Annotated in this window: 34 protein-coding genes and 3 pseudogenes; all 37 read left to right on the forward strand. The window is 29.7% G+C overall.

Annotated elements, in window-relative coordinates; genetic code table 11:
* The first annotated feature begins 61 nt into the window (after nt 1–61).
* The 37 genes and pseudogenes from NMU03_RS14245 to NMU03_RS14420 all read left to right on the forward strand — a co-directional run bounded on the left by NMU03_RS14245 (nt 62) and on the right by NMU03_RS14420 (nt 25,205).
* Complete coding sequence (locus NMU03_RS14245) at nt 62–529, forward strand: hypothetical protein (protein WP_290139242.1); 468 nt, start codon at nt 62–64, stop codon at nt 527–529.
* Entirely contained in the window at nt 526–1,248 is a 723-nt protein-coding gene (locus NMU03_RS14250) for a pseudouridine synthase (RefSeq protein WP_290139244.1), read from the forward strand. Before NMU03_RS14245 ends, NMU03_RS14250 begins: the two co-directional genes overlap by 4 nt.
* 159 nt (nt 1,249–1,407) lie before the next feature.
* A pseudogene (gene trmB, locus NMU03_RS14255) lies at nt 1,408–1,811 on the forward strand (tRNA (guanosine(46)-N7)-methyltransferase TrmB); the annotation flags it as partial.
* 111 nt (nt 1,812–1,922) lie between these two features.
* Nucleotides 1,923–2,246 carry a thioredoxin family protein gene (locus tag NMU03_RS14260; RefSeq protein ID WP_290142357.1) on the forward strand — a complete coding sequence of 108 codons (324 nt, stop codon included), beginning with the start codon at nt 1,923–1,925 and terminating at the stop codon, nt 2,244–2,246.
* 38 nt (nt 2,247–2,284) lie between these two features.
* Nucleotides 2,285–2,494 (forward strand): hypothetical protein, encoded by a 210-nt coding sequence (locus NMU03_RS14265; protein WP_290139246.1) that lies wholly within the window; start codon nt 2,285–2,287, stop codon nt 2,492–2,494.
* Nucleotides 2,491–2,886 carry a hypothetical protein gene (locus tag NMU03_RS14270; protein ID WP_290139248.1) on the forward strand — a complete coding sequence of 132 codons (396 nt, stop codon included), beginning with the start codon at nt 2,491–2,493 and terminating at the stop codon, nt 2,884–2,886. The genes NMU03_RS14265 and NMU03_RS14270 overlap by 4 nt, the downstream gene beginning before the upstream one ends.
* On the forward strand, nt 2,886–3,203 hold the full coding sequence (gene acpS, locus NMU03_RS14275; protein ID WP_290139250.1) for a holo-ACP synthase: 318 nt from the start codon (nt 2,886–2,888) through the stop codon (nt 3,201–3,203). The genes NMU03_RS14270 and acpS overlap by 1 nt, the downstream gene beginning before the upstream one ends.
* Nucleotides 3,204–3,420: 217 nt before the next feature.
* Nucleotides 3,421–3,744 carry a single-stranded DNA-binding protein gene (locus NMU03_RS14280; protein WP_290139253.1) on the forward strand — a complete coding sequence of 108 codons (324 nt, stop codon included), beginning with the start codon at nt 3,421–3,423 and terminating at the stop codon, nt 3,742–3,744.
* An 83-nt stretch (nt 3,745–3,827) separates the two neighbouring features.
* Nucleotides 3,828–5,633, forward strand: a pseudogene (lepA, locus tag NMU03_RS14285) (translation elongation factor 4).
* A gap of 209 nt (nt 5,634–5,842) precedes the next feature.
* Nucleotides 5,843–7,771: a peptidoglycan D,D-transpeptidase FtsI family protein gene (locus tag NMU03_RS14290; RefSeq protein WP_290139255.1), complete on the forward strand. Its 1,929-nt coding sequence runs from the start codon at nt 5,843–5,845 to the stop codon at nt 7,769–7,771.
* Nucleotides 7,772–7,846: 75 nt separating this feature from the next.
* Nucleotides 7,847–7,996: a 50S ribosomal protein L33 gene (gene rpmG / locus NMU03_RS14295; RefSeq protein WP_066443283.1), complete on the forward strand. Its 150-nt coding sequence runs from the start codon at nt 7,847–7,849 to the stop codon at nt 7,994–7,996.
* 38 nt (nt 7,997–8,034) lie between these two features.
* Complete coding sequence (locus NMU03_RS14300) at nt 8,035–8,649, forward strand: MBL fold metallo-hydrolase (protein WP_290139263.1); 615 nt, start codon at nt 8,035–8,037, stop codon at nt 8,647–8,649.
* A gap of 74 nt (nt 8,650–8,723) precedes the next feature.
* Entirely contained in the window at nt 8,724–9,656 is a 933-nt protein-coding gene (locus NMU03_RS14305; RefSeq protein ID WP_290139266.1) for an ATPase, T2SS/T4P/T4SS family, read from the forward strand.
* Between the two features lie 45 nt (nt 9,657–9,701).
* On the forward strand, nt 9,702–10,514 hold the full coding sequence (locus tag NMU03_RS14310; protein WP_290139269.1) for a type II secretion system F family protein: 813 nt from the start codon (nt 9,702–9,704) through the stop codon (nt 10,512–10,514).
* Nucleotides 10,511–10,699, forward strand: coding sequence for a hypothetical protein (locus NMU03_RS14315; protein WP_290139271.1), 189 nt, complete (start codon nt 10,511–10,513; stop codon nt 10,697–10,699). The genes NMU03_RS14310 and NMU03_RS14315 overlap by 4 nt, the downstream gene beginning before the upstream one ends.
* A gap of 17 nt (nt 10,700–10,716) precedes the next feature.
* On the forward strand, nt 10,717–11,022 hold the full coding sequence (comGC, locus tag NMU03_RS14320) for a competence type IV pilus major pilin ComGC (protein ID WP_290139273.1): 306 nt from the start codon (nt 10,717–10,719) through the stop codon (nt 11,020–11,022).
* The gene (locus NMU03_RS14325; protein WP_290139276.1) at nt 11,012–11,293 is read left to right on the forward strand and encodes a prepilin-type N-terminal cleavage/methylation domain-containing protein; all 282 of its coding nucleotides are present in this window, start codon (nt 11,012–11,014) and stop codon (nt 11,291–11,293) included. Before comGC ends, NMU03_RS14325 begins: the two co-directional genes overlap by 11 nt.
* Before the next feature lie 102 nt (nt 11,294–11,395).
* Complete coding sequence (locus NMU03_RS14330; protein ID WP_290139278.1) at nt 11,396–11,605, forward strand: hypothetical protein; 210 nt, start codon at nt 11,396–11,398, stop codon at nt 11,603–11,605.
* On the forward strand, nt 11,605–12,033 hold the full coding sequence (locus NMU03_RS14335; protein ID WP_353956705.1) for a ComGF family competence protein: 429 nt from the start codon (nt 11,605–11,607) through the stop codon (nt 12,031–12,033). The genes NMU03_RS14330 and NMU03_RS14335 overlap by 1 nt, the downstream gene beginning before the upstream one ends.
* A complete protein-coding gene (locus NMU03_RS14340) occupies nt 12,002–12,388 on the forward strand; it encodes a hypothetical protein (RefSeq protein WP_290139281.1) in 387 nt (128 codons plus the stop codon). The genes NMU03_RS14335 and NMU03_RS14340 overlap by 32 nt, the downstream gene beginning before the upstream one ends.
* A 10-nt stretch (nt 12,389–12,398) precedes the next feature.
* The gene (locus NMU03_RS14345) at nt 12,399–12,554 is read left to right on the forward strand and encodes a hypothetical protein (protein WP_290139282.1); all 156 of its coding nucleotides are present in this window, start codon (nt 12,399–12,401) and stop codon (nt 12,552–12,554) included.
* A gap of 83 nt (nt 12,555–12,637) precedes the next feature.
* Nucleotides 12,638–13,197, forward strand: a pseudogene (gene efp, locus NMU03_RS14350) (elongation factor P).
* A 60-nt stretch (nt 13,198–13,257) separates the two neighbouring features.
* Nucleotides 13,258–13,716, forward strand: coding sequence for a SpoIIIAH-like family protein (locus tag NMU03_RS14355; protein ID WP_290139285.1), 459 nt, complete (start codon nt 13,258–13,260; stop codon nt 13,714–13,716).
* 56 nt (nt 13,717–13,772) lie between these two features.
* Nucleotides 13,773–14,120: an Asp23/Gls24 family envelope stress response protein gene (locus tag NMU03_RS14360; protein ID WP_290139287.1), complete on the forward strand. Its 348-nt coding sequence runs from the start codon at nt 13,773–13,775 to the stop codon at nt 14,118–14,120.
* A gap of 100 nt (nt 14,121–14,220) precedes the next feature.
* Nucleotides 14,221–14,625: a transcription antitermination factor NusB gene (gene nusB / locus NMU03_RS14365; protein WP_290139290.1), complete on the forward strand. Its 405-nt coding sequence runs from the start codon at nt 14,221–14,223 to the stop codon at nt 14,623–14,625.
* Nucleotides 14,625–15,878, forward strand: a complete 1,254-nt coding sequence (xseA, locus tag NMU03_RS14370; RefSeq protein WP_290139292.1) for an exodeoxyribonuclease VII large subunit — start codon at nt 14,625–14,627, stop codon at nt 15,876–15,878. The genes nusB and xseA overlap by 1 nt, the downstream gene beginning before the upstream one ends.
* An 8-nt stretch (nt 15,879–15,886) precedes the next feature.
* Complete coding sequence (xseB, locus tag NMU03_RS14375; protein ID WP_290139295.1) at nt 15,887–16,102, forward strand: exodeoxyribonuclease VII small subunit; 216 nt, start codon at nt 15,887–15,889, stop codon at nt 16,100–16,102.
* 5 nt (nt 16,103–16,107) lie between these two features.
* Nucleotides 16,108–16,956, forward strand: a complete 849-nt coding sequence (locus NMU03_RS14380) for a polyprenyl synthetase family protein (RefSeq protein ID WP_290139297.1) — start codon at nt 16,108–16,110, stop codon at nt 16,954–16,956.
* Complete coding sequence (dxs, locus tag NMU03_RS14385) at nt 16,957–18,831, forward strand: 1-deoxy-D-xylulose-5-phosphate synthase (RefSeq protein WP_290139299.1); 1,875 nt, start codon at nt 16,957–16,959, stop codon at nt 18,829–18,831.
* Nucleotides 18,812–19,342 carry a TlyA family RNA methyltransferase gene (locus tag NMU03_RS14390; RefSeq protein ID WP_290139302.1) on the forward strand — a complete coding sequence of 177 codons (531 nt, stop codon included), beginning with the start codon at nt 18,812–18,814 and terminating at the stop codon, nt 19,340–19,342. The genes dxs and NMU03_RS14390 overlap by 20 nt, the downstream gene beginning before the upstream one ends.
* Nucleotides 19,343–19,347: 5 nt before the next feature.
* Entirely contained in the window at nt 19,348–19,614 is a 267-nt protein-coding gene (locus NMU03_RS18110) for an SAM-dependent methyltransferase (protein WP_435372956.1), read from the forward strand.
* A gap of 9 nt (nt 19,615–19,623) precedes the next feature.
* On the forward strand, nt 19,624–20,061 hold the full coding sequence (locus tag NMU03_RS14395) for an AAA family ATPase (protein ID WP_290139305.1): 438 nt from the start codon (nt 19,624–19,626) through the stop codon (nt 20,059–20,061).
* Nucleotides 20,062–20,168: 107 nt separating this feature from the next.
* The gene (locus NMU03_RS14400) at nt 20,169–21,272 is read left to right on the forward strand and encodes a DNA repair protein RecN (RefSeq protein ID WP_290139307.1); all 1,104 of its coding nucleotides are present in this window, start codon (nt 20,169–20,171) and stop codon (nt 21,270–21,272) included.
* A gap of 61 nt (nt 21,273–21,333) precedes the next feature.
* Complete coding sequence (locus tag NMU03_RS14405; protein WP_290139309.1) at nt 21,334–22,326, forward strand: SpoIVB peptidase S55 domain-containing protein; 993 nt, start codon at nt 21,334–21,336, stop codon at nt 22,324–22,326.
* 212 nt (nt 22,327–22,538) lie between these two features.
* Nucleotides 22,539–23,360: a sporulation transcription factor Spo0A gene (gene spo0A, locus NMU03_RS14410; protein ID WP_290139312.1), complete on the forward strand. Its 822-nt coding sequence runs from the start codon at nt 22,539–22,541 to the stop codon at nt 23,358–23,360.
* A gap of 14 nt (nt 23,361–23,374) precedes the next feature.
* Complete coding sequence (locus NMU03_RS14415; RefSeq protein WP_290142359.1) at nt 23,375–24,616, forward strand: DNA polymerase IV; 1,242 nt, start codon at nt 23,375–23,377, stop codon at nt 24,614–24,616.
* A 19-nt stretch (nt 24,617–24,635) separates the two neighbouring features.
* Complete coding sequence (locus NMU03_RS14420; protein WP_290139314.1) at nt 24,636–25,205, forward strand: hypothetical protein; 570 nt, start codon at nt 24,636–24,638, stop codon at nt 25,203–25,205.
* Nucleotides 25,206–25,313: the final 108 nt, after the last annotated feature.

The following is a 25,313-nucleotide window of genomic DNA, read 5'->3' on the forward strand; positions in this document are numbered from 1 at the left end:
GATACCTTTTTTTGATATAGCTATCTTTACATAAATTTGTTATAATAGAAATGGTGATGATATGAAAAAAATATTAATATGTATAATGATTTCATTATTTTGTGTAGCATGTCAATCATCATCTTCAAATGAACAATTTCAAGAATATTATCAAGTGAAAGAACAACTTGTCACTCATCAAAATTTTGATCAGGATTATCCTTTTCATGTTAAAGTTGTTTTTAATCATATAGAAGAAACTTATCGCTATGATGTGATTATAGATCAACCAGAGGTTGATATGTATTATATTGAAGCTATGGCTTATGCTCATGAAGATGATCGTACGATGTGTCCTGTTCTAGGAATTGTTGATGATTCAATCAGTCATTTAAAAGTTGATTATGTAGATAAAACACAACACTTTTATAAAGGGGTTCAACTTTCTGGAGAGACTGAAGAAGTTCAAAATATCAAGCTATATATAAGTTATTATTTAGATGAAGAAAAAAACGAAAAAGTTGAAAAATATATTGAGGTGAAACCATGAGATTAGATAAATTATTAGCCCATTGTGGTTTTGGGACACGTAAAGAAGTCAAGCAATTAATCAAAAATGGATATGTAAAAGTAAATGGCGAAATCATCAAAAAAGACAAACATCATGTTGATCCAGTTGGTGATAAGGTTTATGTTGATGATGAAGAAATTTTTTATCAAGAATATGTCTATTATATGTTAAATAAGCCTGCGGGTTATGTCAGTGCTACTGAAGATAATCTTTATCCTACTGTCATTGATTTGATTGAAGACAACTATCGTCAAGATTTGTTTCCAGTAGGTAGATTAGATATTGATACTGAGGGGTTGCTTTTAATTACAAATGATGGTGTTTTAGCTCATCAATTATTATCACCTAAAAAGCATTGCCCTAAGGTTTATTATGCTAAAATTCGTGGTGTAGTAACAAATGATGATGTACAGACTTTCTTATCCGGTGTTATCATTGATCAAGAATATCAATGTCAAAGTGCTCATTTGAAAATTTTATCAACCATAGAAAATGAAAGTGAAATTGAAGTGGAAATTTATGAAGGAAAATTTCATCAAGTTAAAAAGATGTTTCAAGCTGTTGGCAAAGAAGTTCTCTATCTCAAAAGAATACGTATGAAAAACTTAATTTTAGATGAAAATTTACAATTAGGGGCATATCGTCCTTTAACGGATGAAGAATTAGATAGATTAAAAAGTGAAACTGTGCTACAATAGATAAAAATATAGGAGGAGTATATGCGTTTAAGAAACAATCCTAAAGCGAATGATATTTTAGCCGACCATAGTGATATTGTTGTATTAGATGGAAAGCAATATAAAAATCAATGGGATAAGCTTTTTGGAAATCAAAATCCCATTTATATAGAAATTGGAATGGGTAAGGGTGATTTCATTATTGAAAATGCCTTACGTCATCCTGATATTAATTTTATTGGTATTGAAAAATTTCCTAGTGTTATGGTAGGAGCAATTAAAAAGTTGGATCAACTTGAAAAAGTTTTGCCGAATTTGAAATTACTTAAAGAAGATGCTATTTTTTAAGAGATATTTTTGCCTTTCAAGAAGTTAGTCGCATTTATTTGAATTTTAGTGATCCATGGCCTAAAAAGCGTCATGCAAAAAGACGTTTAACGTCACCAGCATTCTTAGCGGTTTTTCAAGATATTTTAGTTTGTAATGGTGAATTAATTTTAAAAACAGATAATCGTTCATTGTTTGAATATTCTTTAGTTTCTTTTCAAAATTATGGACTTCATTTTGAAGATGTCTGTTTGGATTTACACCATAGTGAGGGATATGAAGATAATATTCAAACTGAATATGAAAGAAAATTCTCTCCTTATGGTCCAATTTATCAAGTAAAAACAAGATTTAAAGGAGATAAAAAAATGGATAATTTAGTAAAAATTAGCGATTTAGAATCATTTGAACAAGCAATACAAGGAAATAATGCGATGTTTGTTTTTTCAACAACATGGTGTCCTGATTGTCATTTCTTAAAAACATTTATTGATGATTTAGTAGCTCAAAATCCAAATTGGACTTTCTATTATATTGATAGAGATGAAATGGTTGATTTATGTATTGATCTTGATATTATGGGTATTCCTTCATTTGTGGCTTATCGTCATGGCCAAGAAGTTGGACGTTATGTTGATAAATTAAGAAAAACACAACAACAAATTCAAGCATTTATTGATCAAATTTCATAATTTTGGAAATAGAAAGAGTTTGTAAGGAGGAAAGTAAGATGTTTAAAAAATTTTTCAAAAAAGAAGAGGAAGAAGAATTATTTGAAAAAGTTGATCCTGTTTTAGAACAAAGACGTAAAGAAAAATTTAGTACACCTCTTATCTATAATGATGATGAAGAGAGTCAAACAAAACAAGAAACAAAAAAAGAAGAACCAAAGAAAAACGAACCTAAAAAAATACAGTTGTTGAAACAAATTATCGTATGAGTGAAATCATTTCACCTATGACAGGATTAAAGGAAGCCAAGAAACCTGAAGTCAAAAAAGCAGTTAAACCAAAGGTCAAAAAAATAAAAAAAGATTCAGATGAATTGATTCCTATTATTAGTCCGTTTTATGGTCCTTTTGATCATGTAGAAGAAAAAACAAAAGAAACTGTGAAAGTGGTTGAACAAGAACCAAGTGTTGAACAGAATCTCAGAAATATTGCAAATATTGTCGAAGAAGAACAAGATCAATTAAAAATTATTGAAGAACGTACTGGAGAATTTAAATTAGATTTTCAAAATAAAGATGAGGATTCTTTTATTGACGAAATTGATGATTCTATGAGTTTAGATGAATTAATGAGTCTTTATGAAAAGAAGTTTAAAGATTAATGAAGGGAATAGGTGTTGATATTGTTGATCTTGAACGTTTAGATATAGATAATGAACGTTTTATCAAACATATCTTATCTTCTCGTGAATATCAGTTATTTACTGAAATGAAATCAGCTAGAAGAAAGCTTGAATTTCTTGGTGGACGCTTTGCTGGAAAAGAAGCTTATATGAAGGCTTGTCATGTTGGGATTGGTGCGATTTCTTTTCAAGATATTGAAATTCTCAATGATGAAAGTGGAGCACCTTATTTACATGATCCTCAAGCTCAAATTTCTATTTCACATGAAAAAAATATGCAGTTGCATTTGTATTGATTGAAAAGTAAAGATTTTCTTTACTTTTTTCTTATTATGTTTTATCTAAAATATATAAATTGGCTACGATTTTAATATGTATCTTTAAGATTTTAATCATAAATGAGTTTTTTACTTTCCAAAATGTAAAAAAATAGCACAAAATAATGTAAAATAGACAATTTTGGTTATTTTTGTATTTTCATATATACTCTCATTGAGGAGGAAAATATAAAAAATGTTTAACGAAATTATTTTGATAGGCAGATTAGCCGAGAATCCAAAAATCAAGGAAACGCCAACAGGTGTCAAATTAGCAACACTCATTCTTGATGTTGAACGTCCATATCGTAACAATCTGGGAATCAGAGATCATGATTATATCAGTTGTGTACTTTGGAAGGGTATCGCTCAAGAAGTCATGGATTGTTGTGAGGCTGGGAGTTTTTTAGGTATTAAAGGTCGATTGCAATCGAAGACTTTTGAATCAGCTGAGCATCTTTCAACAACAATCATGGAAGTTAAGGTTGAACATGTTGAATTTTTGGATAAGTATTTTTGAAAAAATAGTCATTTGACTATTTTTTTGTTTTCATTTAAGATAGAATTGTGTAAAATAGATAAGAATAGAAAGGGGAGATAACAATGAGTATTGATCAGTCACATATTAGAAATTTTTCTATTATCGCTCATATTGATCATGGAAAATCGACTCTTGCAGATAGAATATTACAACTGACCGGAGCAGTAAGTGACCGAGATATGAAAGACCAATTACTTGATAGTATGGATTTAGAAAGAGAAAGAGGAATTACTATTAAGTTGAATGCTGTTCAGTTAAACTATACTGCTAAAAATGGTGAAACTTATCTATTACATTTGATAGATACACCGGGTCATGTTGACTTTACATATGAAGTTTCACGTTCTTTAGCTGCCTGTGAAGGTGCTGTTTTAGTTGTTGATGCTGCTCAAGGAGTAGAAGCACAAACTTTAGCAAATGTTTTTTAGCTTTGGATAACGATTTGGAAATTTTGCCAGTTATTAATAAAATTGATTTACCAAGTGCCGATCCACAACGTGTTATTCATGAAGTGGAAGATATCATTGGTTTACCAGCGGATGAGGCACCTTTAATTTCTGCCAAAACCGGATTAAATGTAGGAGATGTTTTAGAAGATATTGTTAAAAATGTTCCTGCTCCTCGTGGAGATGTTGAACATCCTACACAAGCTTTAATTTTTGATTCGTATTATGATAGTTATCGTGGCGTGATTGTTTTTGTATGTATCAAAGAAGGACGTATTCGTGTGGGCGACCATATTCGCTTTATGGCCACAGATGCTGCCTATGAAGTTCTTGAAGTAGGAGTGAGAACTCCAAAAGAAGTAAAAAAGAAGAACTTGTAACAGGGGAAGTTGGTTGGATTGCGGCCTCAATCAAATCAATTAGTGATGTCCATGTTGGTGATACCATCACAACTTTAGAACAACCCGCACAAACACAATTACCTGGATATCGTCAATTAAATCCGATGGTTTATTGTGGTTTATATCCTGTTGATAATGCTAAATATAAAGATTTGCGAGAAGCATTAGAAAAAATGAAACTTAGTGATTCATCTCTCGTCTTTGAACCAGAAACTTCACAAGCTTTAGGCTTTGGGTTCCGTTGTGGTTTTTTAGGTCTTTTACATATGGATGTGATTGAAGAACGTCTAGAAAGAGAGTTTGATCTGGAATTAATTGCAACTGCACCATCTGTTATTTATCATTGTTATTTAACTGATGGCACAATGATTGAGATAGATAATCCATCAGCTTTACCAGGTCCTCAACGCATTGATCACATTGAAGAACCATATGTGAAAGCATCTATTATGACACCTAATGAATATGTTGGACCAATTATGGAATTATGCCAGTCAAAACGTGGTGAATATCAGGATATTGAATATATTGATGACTTACGAAGAAATGTGATTTATTTGATTCCATTAAGTGAAATTGTTTATGATTTCTTTGATAAGTTAAAATCTTGTACAAAAGGTTATGCGTCATTTGATTATGAATTAGATGGTTATCGAGAAAGTCGTTTAACACGTATGGATATTTTATTAAACGGCGATGTTGTTGATGCATTGTCTACTATTGTTCATAAAGACTTCGCATATAATCGAGGACGTATTATTTGTGAAAAATTAAAAGAAATTATTCCAAAACAAATGTTTGAAGTGCCTATTCAAGCAGCAATTCAAGGAAAAGTCATTGCCCGTACAAATATTAAAGCAATGCGTAAAAATGTTTTAGCTAAATGTTATGGTGGTGACATTTCGCGTAAGAAGAAACTCTTGGAAAAACAAAAGAAGGAAAAAAACGTATGAAAGCTGTAGGAAGTGTAGAAATACCTCAAGAAGCTTTTATGGCTATTCTATCTGTTGATGATGATTAAGAGAATTTGTGAAATTCTCTTTTTCTTATGGGTTGATTTACTTTCAAGATTGTATATAATATAATAAGTCGAGGAGGTGCATTGATATTGAATTTATTTAAAAAAATCCTATCAGATTTGAAGGTCAAAAAGAAATTGAAACTCAAATCAAAAATCAAACTGATAATGTCATCTCAAGAAGATTTAAAATATTAATGGGTGCTATCGGTGTGATTGGTATCATTTTGTTGATTCGTTTGTTTATAACACAGATTTCTCAACAAGAATATTATGTCACAAAATTAGCACAGTATAATACAAGTCTTTTTACGGCAGATACATTTCGTGGAAATATTTATGATCGTAATTATAAAAGATTGTCATATAATAAAAATATAAATTGTGCGACTTATTATGCTGTACAAAATATTACTGAAGATGATATCAAAATGATTGCTAATTTTTTAGTTAAAAATGTTAATGTTGATATTGAAAAAGTGACAGAAAGAGATAAAAAAGATTATTTAATCATGAAAAATAAAAAACTTGTTAATAGTTTAATTAGCGAGGAAGAAAAATCTACATATAGTAGTGATGAACAATATCAATTACAGTTAAAACGTATAACAAGTGAAATGCTTAAAGAAAATTTATCTGATGATGATATTAGATATTATATGCTTTATGCGAAAATTCAAAATTGTACAAGTGGTTCTGTTGTGTTATTAGAAGGTTTAACAATCAAAGAAGCCAGTTTGATTGGTGAAAATTCGGATATTTTACGTGGTGTGAAAGTGACTAATGACTGGTCTCGAGAAACAACATATGGGACTGATTTTAAATCTGTGTTAGGTAAAGTGACAACGAAGAAGGAAGGATTACCTGCCAGTACAAAAGATATTCTTTTATCAAAAGATTACAACAATGATTCACGTGTTGGAATCAGTGGGTTAGAAAAACAATATGAGGATATTTTAGCAGGAACACCAGCCACTTATTCATTAAGTTATGATGAAGAAGGCAATCCTGTTGTTGATACAGTAACAAGTGGTACAAAAGGCGATAATATTCGTTTAACAATTGATTGGGACTTGCAATCAGGTATTACAGAACAGATTATCAATACAATGAAATCACATAGTTCCTCTATTTATCGTTATGCTAATAACATATATCTTGTTTTGATTGATCCTAATACCGGGGCTATTTATGCGATGGCAGGAGCTCAAAGAGATAGTAAAGGAGAAATATATGAATTAGCTGGTGGAGCTGTGCAAAACGCCTTTGAAATTGGTTCGGCTTTTAAAGGTGGAACGATTTATGCCGGTATTAAGCATGGAGTTATTAATCAATATACTGAATTTAATGACACAAGTGCAGGTTTTAAAATTGCTGGAACAGCACCAAAGTATTCTTGGAACAGAGGTGGATTAGGACGTTTAAATGCCGCTGAAGCATTATCACAATCATCTAACATCTATATGTTCTATACAGCCACATTGCTTGGTGGAGGGACTTATGAATACAATCAGCCTTTATCTATTAAGGATTCTGCCTTTGACCAAATGCGTTTGGATGTGGGTGAATTGGGTCTAGGTGTGAAAACAGGTATAGATTTACCTAGTGAAGCCTTGGGTTATCGTGGTAAAGTGACTCAGCGTCAACCAGGTAACTTTTTAGACTTTTCGATTGGACAATATGATACTTATACGCCTATTCAGATGGCTCAATATGTTTCATCTTTAGCCAATGGTGGTAAAAGAATTCAACCTCATTTATTTATGGAATCTTTTACAGAAGATGAGGATGGTACAAAGATTTCATTATTACAACATCAAATCAAAGTGCTTGATGATGTTTCAAGCTATAAGTTGGCTTTTCAGACAATCCAAACAGGGTTTAGAATGGGGTGTGTTTCTGGACTGGCGAAGAGAGTCAATGGTGACTATGAGGCTGCTGGAAAAACGGGTACAGCTCAACGTAATTTAGAGGGAACAAGTGATGTTTGGGCAAACCGTGCTTTTATTGGATATGCGCCTTATGATGATCCAGAGATTGCGGTAGCCTGCATTGCTGAAGCATTACCTGATGCAGCTGGAAATACATGTCAAACGCTGTCTAAATATGCATTTGAAAAGTATTTTGAAAAATATGGATAAAAAGTGAAAAATTTATGGTAATTTTGAATTGTTTATGCTATTATATTATGGCAAAGTCGTGATGGAGGTGTAAAAATGAGAGAAAACATCATTTTAAAATGTACTGAATGTGGTGAAGAAAACTACATTAATACAAAAAATAAAAGAAATCATCCAGAAAGAATGGAAGTCAAAAAGTACTGTCCTAGATGTAATAAAAAAACTACTCATAAAGAAAAGAAATAAGCCTTTTGGCTTTTTTCTTTATACGAAAGGAAATGAATATGATAAAAAAATTAATATTAGGGACAATGCAAACCAATTGTTATGTTGTTTATAATGAACAACATGAATGTTTTTTGATTGACCCAGGTGCACAAGGTCAAAAAATTGTTCGTTTTTTAGAAGAAAAAGAATTAAAGCTTAAAGCTATTTTATTAACGCATGGTCATTTTGATCATATTGGAGCTGTAGATTATCTATATGATAGATTTCATTGTCCAATTTATACTCAAAAGGAATCTTTTGAAATTATCCAACAGCCTCAAATGAACCTTTCTGCCATGATGGGAGAACCTTTTGTTCTTAAGTCACCTATTATGGCGTCACAACCAACAATGCAGATTGCTGGTATGACAATTCAATGGTTGTTGTTAGAAGGACATTGCTATGGAAGCAGTATGATTTATGTTCCTCAAGAAAATGCATTATTTAGTGGCGATGTTTTATTTGCTGGATCAATTGGACGTTATGATTTTCCGACATCATCCCATTTGACTACAAAAGAAAGTTTAAAAAAGATTAAAACATTACAATTTGATGCGCGTTTATTACCGGGACATGGTGTGGAAAGTTCTTTAAAATATGAACAAATGCATAACCCATTTTTAAGATCATAAAAAAATATGATCTTTTTTTGTTAAAAAAAGAAAAATTGAAAAATAATGCGTATATATATAATAGGAGGGTTATTATGAACGAATTATTTGAGAAGATGATTTATCGTGCGCTCAATCAAAATGCAACTGATATTCACATGTTATTAAAAGAAGATTTGAAAATTCAATTTCGTATTTTTGGTGTATTAAAGAACTATGAGGTTATGGAAAGTGAGAAGGGTTATAAGCTTATGAATTTTATTAAATATCAGTCCATGATACATACAAATTATCGTTTGATGCCACAGACTGGTAATATTTCCATTGAAATGAACCAAAAAACATATTTTTTAAGAATTTCATATTTACCATCACTAGAATTTGAAAGTATTGTCATTAGAATTCTAAACAACCATGAATTACGTTCGATTCAAGAATTAACGTATCAAAAAGAAATTCAAGATTATCTCTATTGGTTATCACGTCAAAACAATGGCTTGTTTTTAATTAGTGGCGCAACTGGATCAGGAAAGTCAACAACACTCTACACTCTTTTAAAACAGATTTTATCTGATTCTCGTAAAAATATTATCACAATTGAAGATCCTATTGAAATTCATTTGGATGGATGTTTACAAATAGAGTTAAATGAGAAAATCGGTATTACATATCATGATACTTTAAAACAAATTTTAAGACATGATCCAGATGTGATTATGATAGGTGAGATTCGTGATGAAGAAACTGCGAAAATCGCTTTGACTTGTGCTTTAACGGGGCATTTGGTATTAACAACAATTCATGCGAGTAATGCACCATTATCTATTAAAAGATTTATGAACTTAGGCATTCATGAAGCTGATATTTTAGATGTCGTAGTTGGGGTCATTTCACAACGTATGAAATATGATATCCAAAACAAAAAAGCCGTTGTTCTTTCTGAATTAATGAAGAAAAAGAAATCGAACATTATCTTTTACAAGAAAACTATTCATATTTATCTTTTCGAAAGGGCGCTTTGCAATTAGTAGACCAAGGGTTTTCAGTGAATTTGTTTCAAGAGGAGTTAAGCGATGAATAAAGATTATCTTTTATTAAAAAATCTCTATAGTTTATTGGAATCAGGATATAGTATTGAAGAAACACTTTGTTTATGTCAACAAATGATCCATCATCCTGTTGTTGATGATATGTTGAAACAGTTAAATCAAGGTGAAGCAGTTGAAACTATTTTACTACAATCTTCATTACCTGATTTATTTCAAGAATATTTTCGTTTCTTTCAAAATAAGAATTGTTTATCAGAAGCAATTAAAAAAAGTTTAGATATTTGCATGATGAAAGAAGATTATCAAAAGAAATTAAAGTCGCGATTAACATACCCTTCTATATTAATGACATTTTTATTTCTCTTTTCTTTATTTGTTGTTTTTGTTTTATTGCCTAATGTCAATCAACTTTTTATATCATTTCAGATTGAAAAATCTCTATTGATTCAAGTTTTATTTGCTTTCTTTTACATAATGCCTTGCTTTATTATTGTTTTTGTTTTTTTGGCTCTATATCTTATTATAAGGCTCGTTTATGGATTAAAGCATAAATTATATAGAGTTATTGAACTTTATCTAAAATGGCCTGTATTTAAAACAATTTTACAAAAGTATTTCTCATTAAAATTTGCTTTATATTTTCATGAATTATTAAATGAAGATATGGATAGTACAAGTGTTATTAAAGTTTTAAATGAACAAATGACGAATAGTGATTTAAAAATAGTCTTATATGAAATGAATAATCGTTTATATGGAGGTGAAAATCTAGAAGAAATTTTGGAAGATTTTGAATACTTTGATGGTTTATTTATTTCTTTTTTCAAATGTATATGAAAAATCCTCAACAAAAACATTCTTTATCTTATTACATTCAAGTGACTTTTGAATATCTGGATTATTGGATAGAAAAATTTTTAAAATATCTTATTCCAGCTATTTATTGTTTTGTCGCTATATTTGTTATTACGATTTATATCGCTATTATTATTCCAATGATGAATTCTATATCAAATATATAACAGAAAGGACAATAATTATGTTAAATAAAAAAGGATTTACTTTAATAGAAATGATCTTCTGTATTAGTGTTATTCTCATTATTTTATTACTTGTTATTCCCAATGTGACATCCAAAAATACTGTCGTCAAAAATAAAGGCTGTGATGCTCAAATTGAGGTTGTTAACTCACAGATACTTCTTTATGAAATAGAAAATGGAAAATTACCAACTAAGATTTCTGATCTTACCAGTGGCACACAGCCATATCTTACAGAAAAGCAAGGTATTTGTCCTAATGGTAAAAAGATTGCTATTAAAAATGGGCAAGCCTATGTTAAATAAATCTGGTTTTACAATGATTGAAACGCTTTTTGTTTTGATGATTATGTGCATGTTATTTTGTTTATCTATGAATATTCATATTCCACAGAAAAGTCATACCAAAAAGATTGAAGAAATAACACATTTTCTATATCAGGCTAAATTGTCAGCTATGTCACAAAAACATACTGTGACTGTAACCTTTTCTTCAAATGATATTTCTTTTGAATCAAATGATGTTTCTCACTCTTTTTGCTTGACGATAATGATTCATTTGAAGAATATCAATTGAGTTTTAATTTAAATGGAAATATTTCAGGGGCAAAAACATTAACTTATCATTGTGGGAATCAGACATATGAGTTTGTTTATCAGATTGGAAGTGGAACATTTTATGTGCGATAAAAAAGGGTCAACTCTTATAGAAAGTTTATTTGCATTTGAAATTTTTATCACTGTTATTATTCTTTTTGTTGGTTTGTTTTCAGGACTTTATGAAAAAGAAAGCACAATTCAAAAGAATTATCAGATGCTTTTAGAAAAGGAGCGTGAGTTCACATATTCACAAGATTACATAGATATCATCGAGATGGCTTTACATTAATTGAAGTCTTACTATCGCTATCCATTACACTTATAATTGTTTTAACACTTACGAGTTTATTTCATCTGATCCAATATGGATATGGTTCACATGATCAAAATAATGAAGATATTTATATTGCTGCTAAACAATGTAGTCAATACACGATTGGTACGACTTATATAGAAGCAGGCGATGTATTACGTTATAGAAATTTTGAAGGAGAAGAAACAACTTTAGAATGGAATCAACAAAGACTTGTTAAAAAACCTGGATATGAAATATTATTGTTTGATATTGATGATGTTTCATTTTCTATTGAAAATGATTTTATTTATATGCATGTTATTAGAAATCGTCAAAATTATACGTTTTTATTGACATATGCCTCATTGTGGCAGGAAGAAGGGGATAATAATGAAACTTTACCATCAGATATTCAAGAATAAACAGGGCTCTGTTTTACAAATTGTTTTAATTCTTTTTATGATTTTAACTTTATCATTATCTATGACAACTTTTTCACTGCTTCAATCTGCCCGACAATTACAAACAATTGATATTTTAATGAAACAAAAAAGATTGGAGATATCACTTGTGAAGTATTATAGTGATTGTGTACAAACAGATCTTTTACTAAGTGACAGCTATGATTTTCAAAATTATCAAATTGAAACCACTGTTGATGATTTAGGGGATTATTATGAAGTGACGACAAATATTGAAGCGCCTACGTTTCAATATTCATTCTTAACAAAAATAGAAGTACAAACCGGTGTTATTTTAAATTTTGAATATATTTAAGGAGGTCTATATGATTTATTATATTGTTTTTGGTATTTTACTACTTTGTTTTTTATTAACTTGTTATCGTGACAAAGCACCTATTGATGAAAACAAGAAATCTAAACTTAAAATTTTAACTTATAGCTTATTAGGTATTGACTTTTTAATTATTCTTTTGTTTTAAATGATATGAAAGCATGATTTGTTTTACAAGATGAAATTATTTTGCTATAATTCAAAAGAAATAATAGCAAAGGAGAGAAAATTATGGCTGTTAATATCAAAGAATTAAAAGCAGGAAATGCATATACTGAAAACAATGATTTATTTTTATGTATTTCTAACGAGCAAAACAAACAAGGTCGTTTATCAGGAAAATATATGGTAAAGAGAAAAAACATGAGAACAAGTGCGATTACTGAAGTTTCTTATAATCCAACTGCAAAAGTTGATATTGCTTTAATTGAAAAAGAAAAATGCAATATTTATATGATTCAGGAGATATGCTTGTTTTCATGGATAATGAAACATATGAACAAATAGAAATTCCTGGTAGTCGCCTTGAATGGGAAAAGAACTTTTTAAAACCATCCGATGAAGTGGAAGTGACAAGCTATCAAAGCGAAGTTTTAGGTGTTCAATTACCAATTAACGTTGCTTTCCAAATCACAGAAACAGAACCTGCAGTGAAAGGAGATACTGCTACTGGTGCTACAAAGAATGCAATCATTGAAACTGGATATCAAATCAAAGTTCCTTTATTTATCAATGAAGGAGAAATTGTTCTTGTCAATACAGTAGATGGTAAATATCAAGGAAGAGCGTAAGCTCTTTTTTCATAATTAAGCCTGTTGAATCATATAGTATATAGAAAAAGGAGAATGAATATGAATAAACAGGCTTTTACATTTTTAACATTATTTAGTCTTATCCTTGTATTATCCATCTATTATATTATGTTGCCCCCAACAGCCCAAAATGAAGTTGTCCAAAATGATATGTCTACAATTGAACAATTACAAAATCAGTTAGATAAAAAAAGAGAAGATATTATCACTAAGAACAATGAAATCATTGCAAAAGAGTCCAGTACATCCGAATCCATCAATGAAGCTTTAGAAACAATTAGTGAAACAAAGAATGTAACAGAAAAAGAAAAGTCAATTGTTACAAAACTTAATGAAATGGGATATCAAGAAAGTTATGTGGAGATTGATAATCAAACTGTGAAAATAACGATTTTAAAAAAGGAAGCAACACAAAGCGATGCATCTCAAGTGATTAAGGAAGTTTTAAATTTAGTGGGTGATTCTTATCAAGTAGAAGTTAAATTTATTGAAGAATAAAACTTGTATTTTTGTCACTTTTTATATACAATAGTAGATAGAAGAGAGGTAATGTTATGGCACATAATGAATACTATACTTATACGCAAGGTCGTGTGAATGGAAAAATTCTCATGAATGTCCAAGTGTTTGATGAAATTACAAAAAGAACTGTTAATGAAATGAAAAATGTTTCTTTAGATACATCTAAGGGAATTCAAATTCCTGGAACAAAGAAGGTTGTTAACTGTACTATCAAAGATAATGAAGTTTATATTTGTATCCATGTTCGCATTAAATATGGTGTTAATATTTCATCAATAACAAAAGAAATTCAAGAAAAAATTGCAGTAGCAGTCAAACAGATGACGGATGTTGATGTAAAACACATTAATATTGAAGTCGATAATATTGAATTCGATTAAACAAGTAAGAAATAATTTTCTTACTTTTCTTTTGTTTATTTTTAGATGTATTTGTGGTAGAATGTAATATATTTGAAAATTGTGGAGGCAACTTATTGATATGGAAAAAACACATCGAAAAACAGCAAGAGAAATTGCTACAATTTGTATTTATCAAAATTTATTAGTTGAGGCATCTCTTGATGATATGCATACTTATATATCAGAAAATGAAAAACTGGCATCAAGCGAAGATTCATTGAAATTTGCAACATGGTTAGTAGAAACAACTTTGCAAAATAAATCGTCTTATCAGGAGTTATTAGAAAAATATTTAAAGAAGGGTTGGACTTTTGAACGTTTAAGTGTCATGGAAAGAGCTATTTTACTCATTGCAACATGTGAACTCTTAGAATCAGATCTTCCTAAGACAATTGTTATTAACGAAGCAGTTGTAAATGCTAAAAAGTTCTGTGATGATGATTCTTATAAATTTATTAATGGAATTTTAGGACATATTGGATAATGGATACTCAAAAATATATCAGTGTCCAAACCTTAAATAAATATATTAAAGCTAAATTTGATCAGGATGCGTCGTTACGAAATATCTATATTACAGGAGAAATTTCAAATTTTAGACCACATCCAAGTGGTCATCTTTATTTCACTTTAAAAGATGATCATGCAAAGATTTCAGCAATTATGTTTTATTCAAATGCTAAAAAGCTTTCTTTTCAGATTGCAAATGGCATGAAAGTTTATATTCGTGCCTTTGTTTCTGTTTATGAACCAAACGGTGAATATCAGTTATATGTGCAATCTTTAGAACAAGATGGATTAGGGAAATTATTTATAGAGTTTGAAAACTTAAAAAAGAAGTTATCTAACGAGGGATTGTTTGATCAAAAACATAAAAAACCAATTCCTAAATATCCTAAATCCATAGCAGTGCTAGCAGCAAAAAACGGGGATGCAGTTCATGACTTTATCAAAATTGCTCATGATCGTTTTCCTTTTGCAAGAATTATTTTATTTCCAATTCCAGTGCAAGGAAAAAATGCATATTTAAAAATTATAGAAGCACTCAAGAGGGTTGACCAACTTGGATTTGATATTGTAGTGATAACACGTGGTGGTGGTAATATAGAAGAATTATGGAATTTTAACGAAGAGGCATTGGCACGTCAAATTTTTCAATGTCAAACTCCTATTATGAGTGCTGTAGGCCATGAAATGAATTTTACAATCTGTGATTTTGTTAGTGATATGCGTGCTGCAACTCCTTCAGAAGCAGCATTGTTTGCAACCCCTGATCAAAATGAATTAAAAAAACATTTAGATGGATTGCAACAACAACTCAAATATCGCATAAATCAGTATTTAAAGATTCAGCAACAAAAATTAGTGAGATTAAAACATTCATATTTTTTAAATACACCAGAAGCACTTTATTCACATGAAATTTTACGTGTTACACATCTTAAAGATCAATTATTTTATCATTTCAAAATGTTTGATATGAAGGTATATCAACAACTTTTACAATATCAAGAACTTTTAAAACAACGTATGGATCAAAATATCCAAAAGCAAAACTATAAAACACAACATTTGATTGTTCAACTTGATGCATTAAGTCCTTTAAAAATTATGCAAAGAGGTTATACTTTAATTAAAAAGGATGAACAACTAATGAAATCTAAAGACGATGTTAAAACTGATGATATTATTGATATTCAGTTTTATGATGGTATTAAAAAAGCACAAATAAAGTAGGTGAGAAAATGGAAAAAATGACATATGAACAGGCTATTCAACGTTTGGAGGAAATTGTTAATTCACTTGAGAATAATGAAATTGCTTTGGAAGATAGCATTGCTTTATTTCAAGAAGGTATTGCTTTATCACAGTATTGTGATAGTAAATTGAAAAATATTCAAGAAAAAGTCGCTCAAATCTACGAAGATGGTCAACTTAAAGAATTTAAAGATGGAGAATAATCGTGATGGAAAGAATGAAAGATGAAATTAATCAGCGTTTACTACAATTATGTGAACCTTTAAAAGCAGGTAAAGTTAAAGAAGCTATGATTTATTCATTATTGGCTCCAGGAAAACGTTTAAGACCTCTTTTGTTTTTGACAGTTCTTAAATCTTATCAGCTTGATTATCATCCATACATGGATATAGCATGTGCTATCGAAATGATTCATACCTATTCACTTATTCATGATGATTTACCAGGTATGGATAATGATGATTTAAGAAGGGGAAGAAAAACATGTCATAAACAATTTGATGAGGCAACTGCGATTCTTGCTGGTGATGCTTTATTAAATTTAGGTGTAAATATCATCTTAGAAACATCACTTAACGATGCTTTAAAGCTTCAACTTGCTTATTTGCTTTATCAAGCTAGTGGAGTTAATGGCATGATTTATGGGCAACAACAAGATTTATATTTTGAAAATCATAAAGCGTCTTTAGAACAATTACAAGATATACATAAACATAAAACTGGTGAACTGATTTCGGTAAGTTTACAAATGGCTGCTTGTATTGCAAAAACAAGTGATATCGAGCATTGGAAACAAATAGGGTATGATTTAGGATTAGCATTTCAAATCCAAGATGATATATTAGACGTGACTGCATCAACAGAACAATTAGGGAAAAATGCAGGTAGTGATTATGAAAATCATAAATCTACTTATGTTACGCTTCTAGGAATTGATGAATCACAAAATAAAGTAGAAGAATTATTTGAAAAATGTTATGAACGTATTTATGCTATGCAAATTAATCATGGATTGATTTTAGAATTATTCATAAAAATTTTGAAAAGGGTGAGTTAAATGAAGCTTGAACAAATCAAAGATCCTCAATTTTTAAAACAATTGAATATTGAAGAACTTGAAGATCTGGCACAAGATATCAGAACCTTTATTATTCAACATGTTTCTCAAACAGGAGGGCATTTTTCTAGTAATTTGGGGATCGTTGAGTTGACAATTGCTTTACATTATATTTTTGATTCACCAACCGATAAAATCATTTTTGATGTTGGACATCAATCCTATGTCCATAAAATTTTAACAGGACGTGCTAATCAATTTACGACATTGCGACAATTTCATGGTTTAAGTGGATTTCAAAAACGCAAAGAAAGTCAACATGATGTTTGGGAAGCCGGTCATTCATCAACTGCTTTATCAGCCTCTGTGGGGATGGCTATTGCTAGAGATTTAAATCATGAAAAAGGAGAAATTATTTGTGTTGTTGGTGATGCCGCTTTAATGAGTGGAGAATCTTTTGAGGCGCTTAATTATCTAGGATCTGTTGATTCTAAAGTTATTATTATATTAAACGATAATAATATGTCTATTTCAAAAAATGTTGGTGGATTAAGTAACTTTTTCTCTGATGTTCGTATGTCTACTCAATATAAAAATGCACGTAATAATTATATTTCTTTTCTAAATAAATCTAATTTAGGAAAACATGTTTATAAACTAACTAAAAAAATTAAAGATCAAATTAAAAATAACGTTATTAATGATCATATTTTTGGTGAATTTGGCTTAGATTACATCGGTCCTATTAATGGTCATGATTTTCATGATCTTTTCAATGCTTTCATTTTGGCAGCAGAAATGGATCATAGTGTTGTCGTTCATGTTCATACCATTAAAGGAAAAGGTTATCCATTGGCAGAAAATGATCATTATGGGCTCTATCATGGTGTTGCTCCTTTTGATTATCGTCAAGGTATATGCAAACAAGAGAGTAAGACTATTAGCTGGAGTGAAGTGATTGCACGCCAAGTTGAAAAATGGATGTATCAAGATCAAGATATTGTGACGATTACTCCTGCGATGATTTCTGGTAGTTGTTTACGCCATATTTTTGAAACATTCCCTCAACGTGCTTTTGATGTGGGAATTGCTGAAGAACATGCTATGACATTTGCGGCTGGGTTATCTAACGCGCATAAAAAACCATTTATAACAATTTATTCATCTTTTTTACAGCGCTGTTATGACCAAATTAACCATGATATAGCAAGAATGCAGTTGCCATGTTTAATTGGTGTGGATCGCTGTGGTTTAGTTGGTGCCGATGGAGAGACACATCATGGTGTTTTTGATATTGGGATTTTATCAGCTATTCCTCATATCATCATGATGACTCCCAAAGATGCACAAGAATTGAAAAAAATGGTTAATACTGTTTTTCATCATTTTGACCATCCTTATATTTTAAGATTTCCTAAAGGTACAATTGAAGATATTGATGTCGATCTTCATGAAGAAATTGAATTGGGAACATGGGAAAAAGTCATTTTCAACCCAGACAATACTCTTACTATTTTAACATATGATAGCAAAGTCAACACTGTTGCGAATTATCTTATTAAAGAGCAATTACCAGTTAATTTAATTAATGCTAGATTTATTAAACCAATGGATGAAAAAATGTTGGATGAATTATCACAATGCCAACAACGTTTACTTATTTATGAAACAGATCTCATGACAGGGTCACTAGGAAGTTTAATTGCTCATTATTATTCTCAAAAGCATATATCTATGGATATTGATTATATGGGAATTGATGATCGTTATACACCTCAAGGAAGTTTAGATGAATTATTAAGACTTGAACACATTCATTTAGATGATTTAAAACAAAAAGTAAAGGAGATACTTAATGAAAAAAGAAAGAGTTGATGTTCTTTGTGTTGAACAAGGTTTGTTTGATTCACGTGAGAAAGCCAAACGAGCAATTATGGCGGGCATTGTCCGTGATGATTATGATTATATTGATAAACCTGGAACAAAGATACCTATTGATTCTCATTTGTATATTAAAGGTGAAAAACTTCCTTATGTATCACGTGGTGGTTTAAAATTAGAAAAAGCTATTAAAATATTTGATTTAAATTTGGATGGACTTTTGATGTTGGATATTGGTTCATCAACAGGTGGCTTTACGGATTGTGCCTTACAACATGGTGCTAGAGAAGTCTATGCTTTAGATGTAGGGACGAATCAACTCGTTTGGAAACTCAGAAACGATTCACGTGTTCATGTCTTAGAACAAACTAATTTTAGATATGCAACATTAGATTTATTTCAATATGGACAACCTGAATTTGCGAGTATTGATGTTTCTTTTATCTCCTTAAAGCATATTTTTCCACCTTTATCAAAAATTTTAAAAAAGATGCATATTGTGTAGCACTTATTAAGCCGCAATTTGAAGCAGGTAGAGAAGATGTAGGAAAACATGGCATTGTTTCTCAGCCTGAAATTCATCATCGTGTTATTCAAGAAGTTATAGAATATGCGCATGAACAAGGATTTTCTTTACAAGGCTTAACTTACTCGCCTATTACAGGTGGGGAAGGAAATATTGAATTTTTAGGTTGTTTCCTTTATCAAGATAAAAAAGATATAGAAATTGATATTCATCAAGTTGTTGAAGAGGCACATAGCCATTTTAAAGGGTAGGTGAAAAACATGTTAAAAAGTTTATATGTTTCATCATTTGTAATTATTGATCAAATAAAAATTGATTTTTTAGAAGGAATGAGTGTATTAACCGGTGAGACTGGTGCAGGAAAATCAATTATTATAGATGCTATTGGTCAATTGTGTGGAAATCGTTCTTCTGCATCTTTTGTAAAAAAAGGATGTCGTGAAGCAGTGATTGAAGGTGTTTTTGAGGTAGATATAACACCTCAATTAGAAGCTATATGTCAACAATTACATATTGATATAGAGAATGAATTTATTATCACAAAACATATTCAAAGTAATGGAAAAAGTCAGGTAAAGATTAATTACCAGACTTCAACTCATAATGCCTTAAAATTACTGATGCCCTTTTTTATTGATATCCATTCTCAATTTGAAACTCAAAAACTTTTTGAAGAAAAAAGCATATTCATCTTTTAGATGAATATGCTAAAAACAGTTTACAAACACTTTTCAATGATTATCAAAAGGAATATCAACAATATAAAGATATTCAACATCAATTAAACCAAACTATTCAAGAAGATATGTCAGATGAACAACTCGATTTTTTAAAGAGTCAATTACAGGAAATAGATACATGTTCTTATACTGATGAAGAAGTTGATCAATTAGAAGAAGAATTAAAAGTTTTACAAAATTTTGAAAAAATGAACGAACATATTCAAAACTTTGAACAATTAATGAATAATCATCAAGGTGTTTTGCCAAAATTAAAAGAAGCTACTTTTGAAATACAAACACTATCAACATATCATGAATTTGAAAAAACTATTGAACACATTCATAATATTTATTATAACTTACTAGATGAAGTAGAAACTATCCTTGATACTTATCGTTCTTTTCAATTTGATGAATATCGTTTTAATGAACTCCAAGATATTTTATTTCAAGTCAATCGTTTAAAAAGAAAATATGGTTTTACAATGAAAAGTATCCAAGACTATCGAGAAGATTTAGTTCAGAAAATCACAGCTATAGAAAATCGTGAAGAACATATTTTTCAATTACGACAACAACTTTCTACACAAGAAAAGAAAACGAAAGAATTGGCACTTCAATTACATCAAGTAAGACAAGAATATGCAAAAAAATTTGAATCTGAAATTCAAAAAGAGTTAAAAGACCTTTATTTAGATAAAGCTATTTTTAAAGTTCAAATCAATGAAACAGATTTACAACCATTTGGATGCAGTGATGTTAAATTGATGGTTGCGATTAATCAAGGACAGGATTTAAGTTTAATGAATGAAACAGCAAGTGGTGGGGAAATCTCTCGTTTAATGCTTGCGATTAAAACAACTATTTTAGAATATAATAGTATTGATACGATTATATTTGATGAAATAGATACTGGAGTGAGTGGTAAAGTCGCAACTAAAATAGGTGAAAAAATGAAAAAAACGGCTATGAAAAAGCAGGTGATTTGTATTACTCATTTACCTCAAGTTGCAGCCTTAGCGAATTATCATTATTGTATTGAAAAGCAATCTCATGATGATGAAACAGTCACTTCAATACATCTTTTAAATCATGAACAAAGAATAACAGAAATTGCAAAAATGTTGTCAGGTGAAGTCATGACACTGGAAGCAGTTGCTAATGCTAAAAAATTATTAAATGTATAAAATCAAGCATATATGCCAAAATAAAATGTAATCACTATGATTACAGGGAGGTGTATATGCTTTGCTTTTGAAAAAGTTGAGTATATCACTCATCACAGTCGTTTCATTATTATTGCCATCCTTTCAAGTCTTTGGAGCAGATGTCATTCTTGGTGGACAGTCGATTGGCATTGAACTTGATTATGAAGGTGTTATGATAACTGGTACTTATGAAATTTCTATTGACAATCATACATATGATCCTGCCAGTGATGGTTATATGACAGGAGATTTAATCACTCATGTCAATCATCAAAAAGTTGAGTCTATCAGTGAACTCATGCAAGCTGTTAAAACAAATGTAGAAAGTAATCAAGACATTATTTTAACATTAAAGCGTGATCAGCAGACCATTGAAAAAGGATTAAAATTTCAAACAAAAGATAACCAATTTACCACTGGTTTATACGTTCAAGATGGCTTAACTGGAATTGGGACTATGACATACTATAATCCTGAAAATCATCATTTTGGAGCTTTAGGACATATGATGTATGATACTTCATTATCTAGTCAAATGGTTATTAAAAATGGAACTATCTATAATTCTTATGTTAAAAAAATCAAACCTTCTCAAAATGGAAATCCAGGAGAAAAAATTGCTGATATTGGTTCTATTGAAATAGGAACATTATTTGATAATAACAACTATGGAATATATGGACAATATACTGATATTACTGAACAATTGCAAACGATTTCCACTGCTTCGATGGATGAAGTAGAACTTGGAGAAGCATATTTTTTAACGGTTTTAGATGGCCATCAGGTAAGTCGCTGTTCTATACGTATCACAAATTTAAAAAAACAAAATGAACCTGCTGTAAAAGGAATAACTTTTGAAATAACAGATAAAAAAGTTCTGTCATTAACAAATGGTATTGTTCAAGGAATGAGTGGTTCGCCTATTATTCAAAACAATAAACTCGTTGGGTGTGTAACCCATGTTGACATGAACAATGTTCATCAAGGTTATGGATTATACATTGATTGGATGCTCAAAAACGACAAATAGAAAGAGAATCCTGCTAGATTCTCTTTTTCTTATTTCAACATAATTAGACTTTTAAACTATCTTTCTGTCGAAAAAAGCAGTGAAAATTTTGACGAATTGATTTAAATTCATTTTTTCACATTTATTTTTTGTAGAAAGACTAGGAATCTGTTTTTGACACATATATAATAAAATTGCTGATGGGAATAAATCAAAAGGGAAAATTGGAAATTATGAAAACATTTATAGCCATTGATCAACCAGAATTATTGGAAAATATAAAATTTAATTTAGAAAAAACAAATAAATTTACAATTGTAGGATCTGCACATAATGGTATAGATTGTTTGAATTTCTTTAACCAAAAAAACTGTGATTTATTAATACTTGATTTGATGTTGTCTGAAATTGATGGGATTGGAGTTCTCAAAAAACTCAAAGAAATGAATAAACAAACATATCATAAGGTTGTATGTATCACACAATTTACTAATCAGACAATTTGTAATATGCTTGAAGAATTAGGTGTTACATATTGTTTTAAATATCCTTTTGATATTCAACATTTCATTCAATCAACATTATATATCACAGCTTCTGAATTTCAAAAGCAAGAATTAATGGATCAGGATGAATCAGAAAAATATAAAAAAGTTAAAATTGAAAATGAAATTACTGAAATCTTACATGAGGTAGGGATTCCTGCTCATATAAAAGGATATATGTATCTCAGAACTGCAATTTTAACAACTTATTATAACATTGAAATTCTTGGACAAGTTACAAAAGTTTTATATCCTGATATTGCTAGAATGTACAATACAACATCATCACGTGTAGAAAGAGCCATTCGTCATGCTATTGAAGTTGCATGGAATAGGGGAAATACAGATGCTATTGATGATATTTTTGGATATACAGTTTCAGCTGTGAAAGCAAAACCAACAAACTCAGAATTCATTGCTATGATTGCTGATAAACTGAGATTAGCTCATAAAACTGATAATGTTAAAAAAGAAAGTCTTTATAATTATAAAAACTATATGTTAAAATAGTGATGAAAGTTGAGGTGATTTCTTTGCAGATTATTTTTCATATAGATTTAAATGCTTTTTATGCAAGTGCAGAAATCTCTCAAAATCCTCATCTTATGGGCAAACCAATTGTTATTTGCCGTGAATCACGTCGTAGTATTATTACGACTGCTTCTTATGAAGCCAGAAAGTATGGAATTCATTCAGCTATGCCATTATTTCAAGCTAAAGAGCTATGTCCTCAGTTGATTATCATTCCGCCCCATTTTGCATTATACAAAACACTTTCTCAAGCATTTTTTCAAGTCATATCTTCATTTTCTCAAAAGTTAGAAGTTGCCAGTATTGATGAATGCTATGTGGATATGACTGAATATATTCAAAAACATCACATGCATCCTTATCAAACAGCTAAAAACATTCAAGAAACTGTTTATAAAACATTAAAGCTACAATGTTCAATAGGTATTGCTCCCAATAAGTTTTTAGCTAAAATGGCAAGTGATATGAAAAAACCAATGGGAATAACAATGATTACAAATAGAAATTTTAAAGATAAACTTTGGGCTTTACCAGTAGGAGATATGCATGGTATTGGTAAAAAAACTGTTCCAAAGCTCCAACAATTAGGTATTTACACTATTGGTGATTTAGCAAAATATGAGAATTATGAAAAAATAAGGTCAATTTTTCAAAAAAATACATTTGTTGTTTATCAAAGAGCTAATGGCAAAGATTTTTCAAAGATTAATTATGAAAGAAATGAATTAAAATCGGTTGGTAATTCCACGACTTTTGAAAAAGATAGTCACGATGAAGAATTTATTAAATCTGTTTTTCGTTCTTTGTCTCATGAAGTCTCATCAAGAGCTAAAAAAAGAGATCTTGTTTCTAATTCTATTTCAATCACATTAAAATATACACGTGAAAAATCTAAAACAAAGCAAACCATTATTGATCAATATACAAATGATTTTGATGTTATTTATGCAACAGCATTATTGTTGTTTGAAAGCATATATAATGGTGAAAATTTAAGATTAGTGGGTGTGAGTTTGAACAACGTTGTCCATCTTGAAGATATAAATATTCAATTATCTTTATTTAATCAAACTCATACACAGCATAATATTCAAAATCAAACTGACGAATTGATTCATCAACTTAATGAAAACTTTCCTGACATGAAAGTTATGAAAGCATCATCGCTTATCAAAGATAAAGAAATCCAAAAAAATATCTTAAAAATAATGAATAATTTTAAAGAACGCTCATAGACTTTATAGAGGTGATAACATGAGTGTTTTTTTACAGCGTTTTATTCAAGATAAAAGATATATATTAATATTAATAACGGTAACAAGCTTTATAGGTTTTTTATTTGGGTTTTATCAATATTCTCATACGCAACCTGTCATTCAAGAATTTTTTCATTTTTTATTTTATTTGAATATTGAAAATTATCAAAATCATTATCAGTTATATTTAATACAAAGTGGTTTACTTATTTTTATATGTACATATTTAAGTACAAGTTATATTGGACAAATCGGTTTATTGTTTATAACCTTCTTAAAAGGTTTACAAATTTCATTTTCTATTCAATATACTTTAGCAACCGTCCAATTTAATTTTATTATTATTCTTTTAATGTTTTTTGAAATTATTTTAGAACTTCTCATTGTTTTTATTATTGTTTATATTGGTTTATATATTTCTAGCTATGTGTCTTTAGTTAATTTTTATATTGAACAAAATTTTAATATAAAAAGTATTTTAAATTATCGTTTAAATTTTATTATTGCTTCTCTTATTGTTTTGACAATTTCATTGGCTTTTCGTCTTTATATTGTCCCACTATTTTAATAAGTACTTTTGTAGTTTTTTGTACCAAAAATTGTTATAATAGTAGTGGTGATGTATTTTGAAATGCAAAGATGCAATGAGAGAATATCGTGAATATATGATTGTTGA

Origin of the sequence: Allocoprobacillus halotolerans (assembly GCF_024399475.1) — a bacterium.
GTDB classification, from domain to species: Bacteria; Bacillota_I; Bacilli_A; order Erysipelotrichales; family Coprobacillaceae; genus Allocoprobacillus; species Allocoprobacillus halotolerans.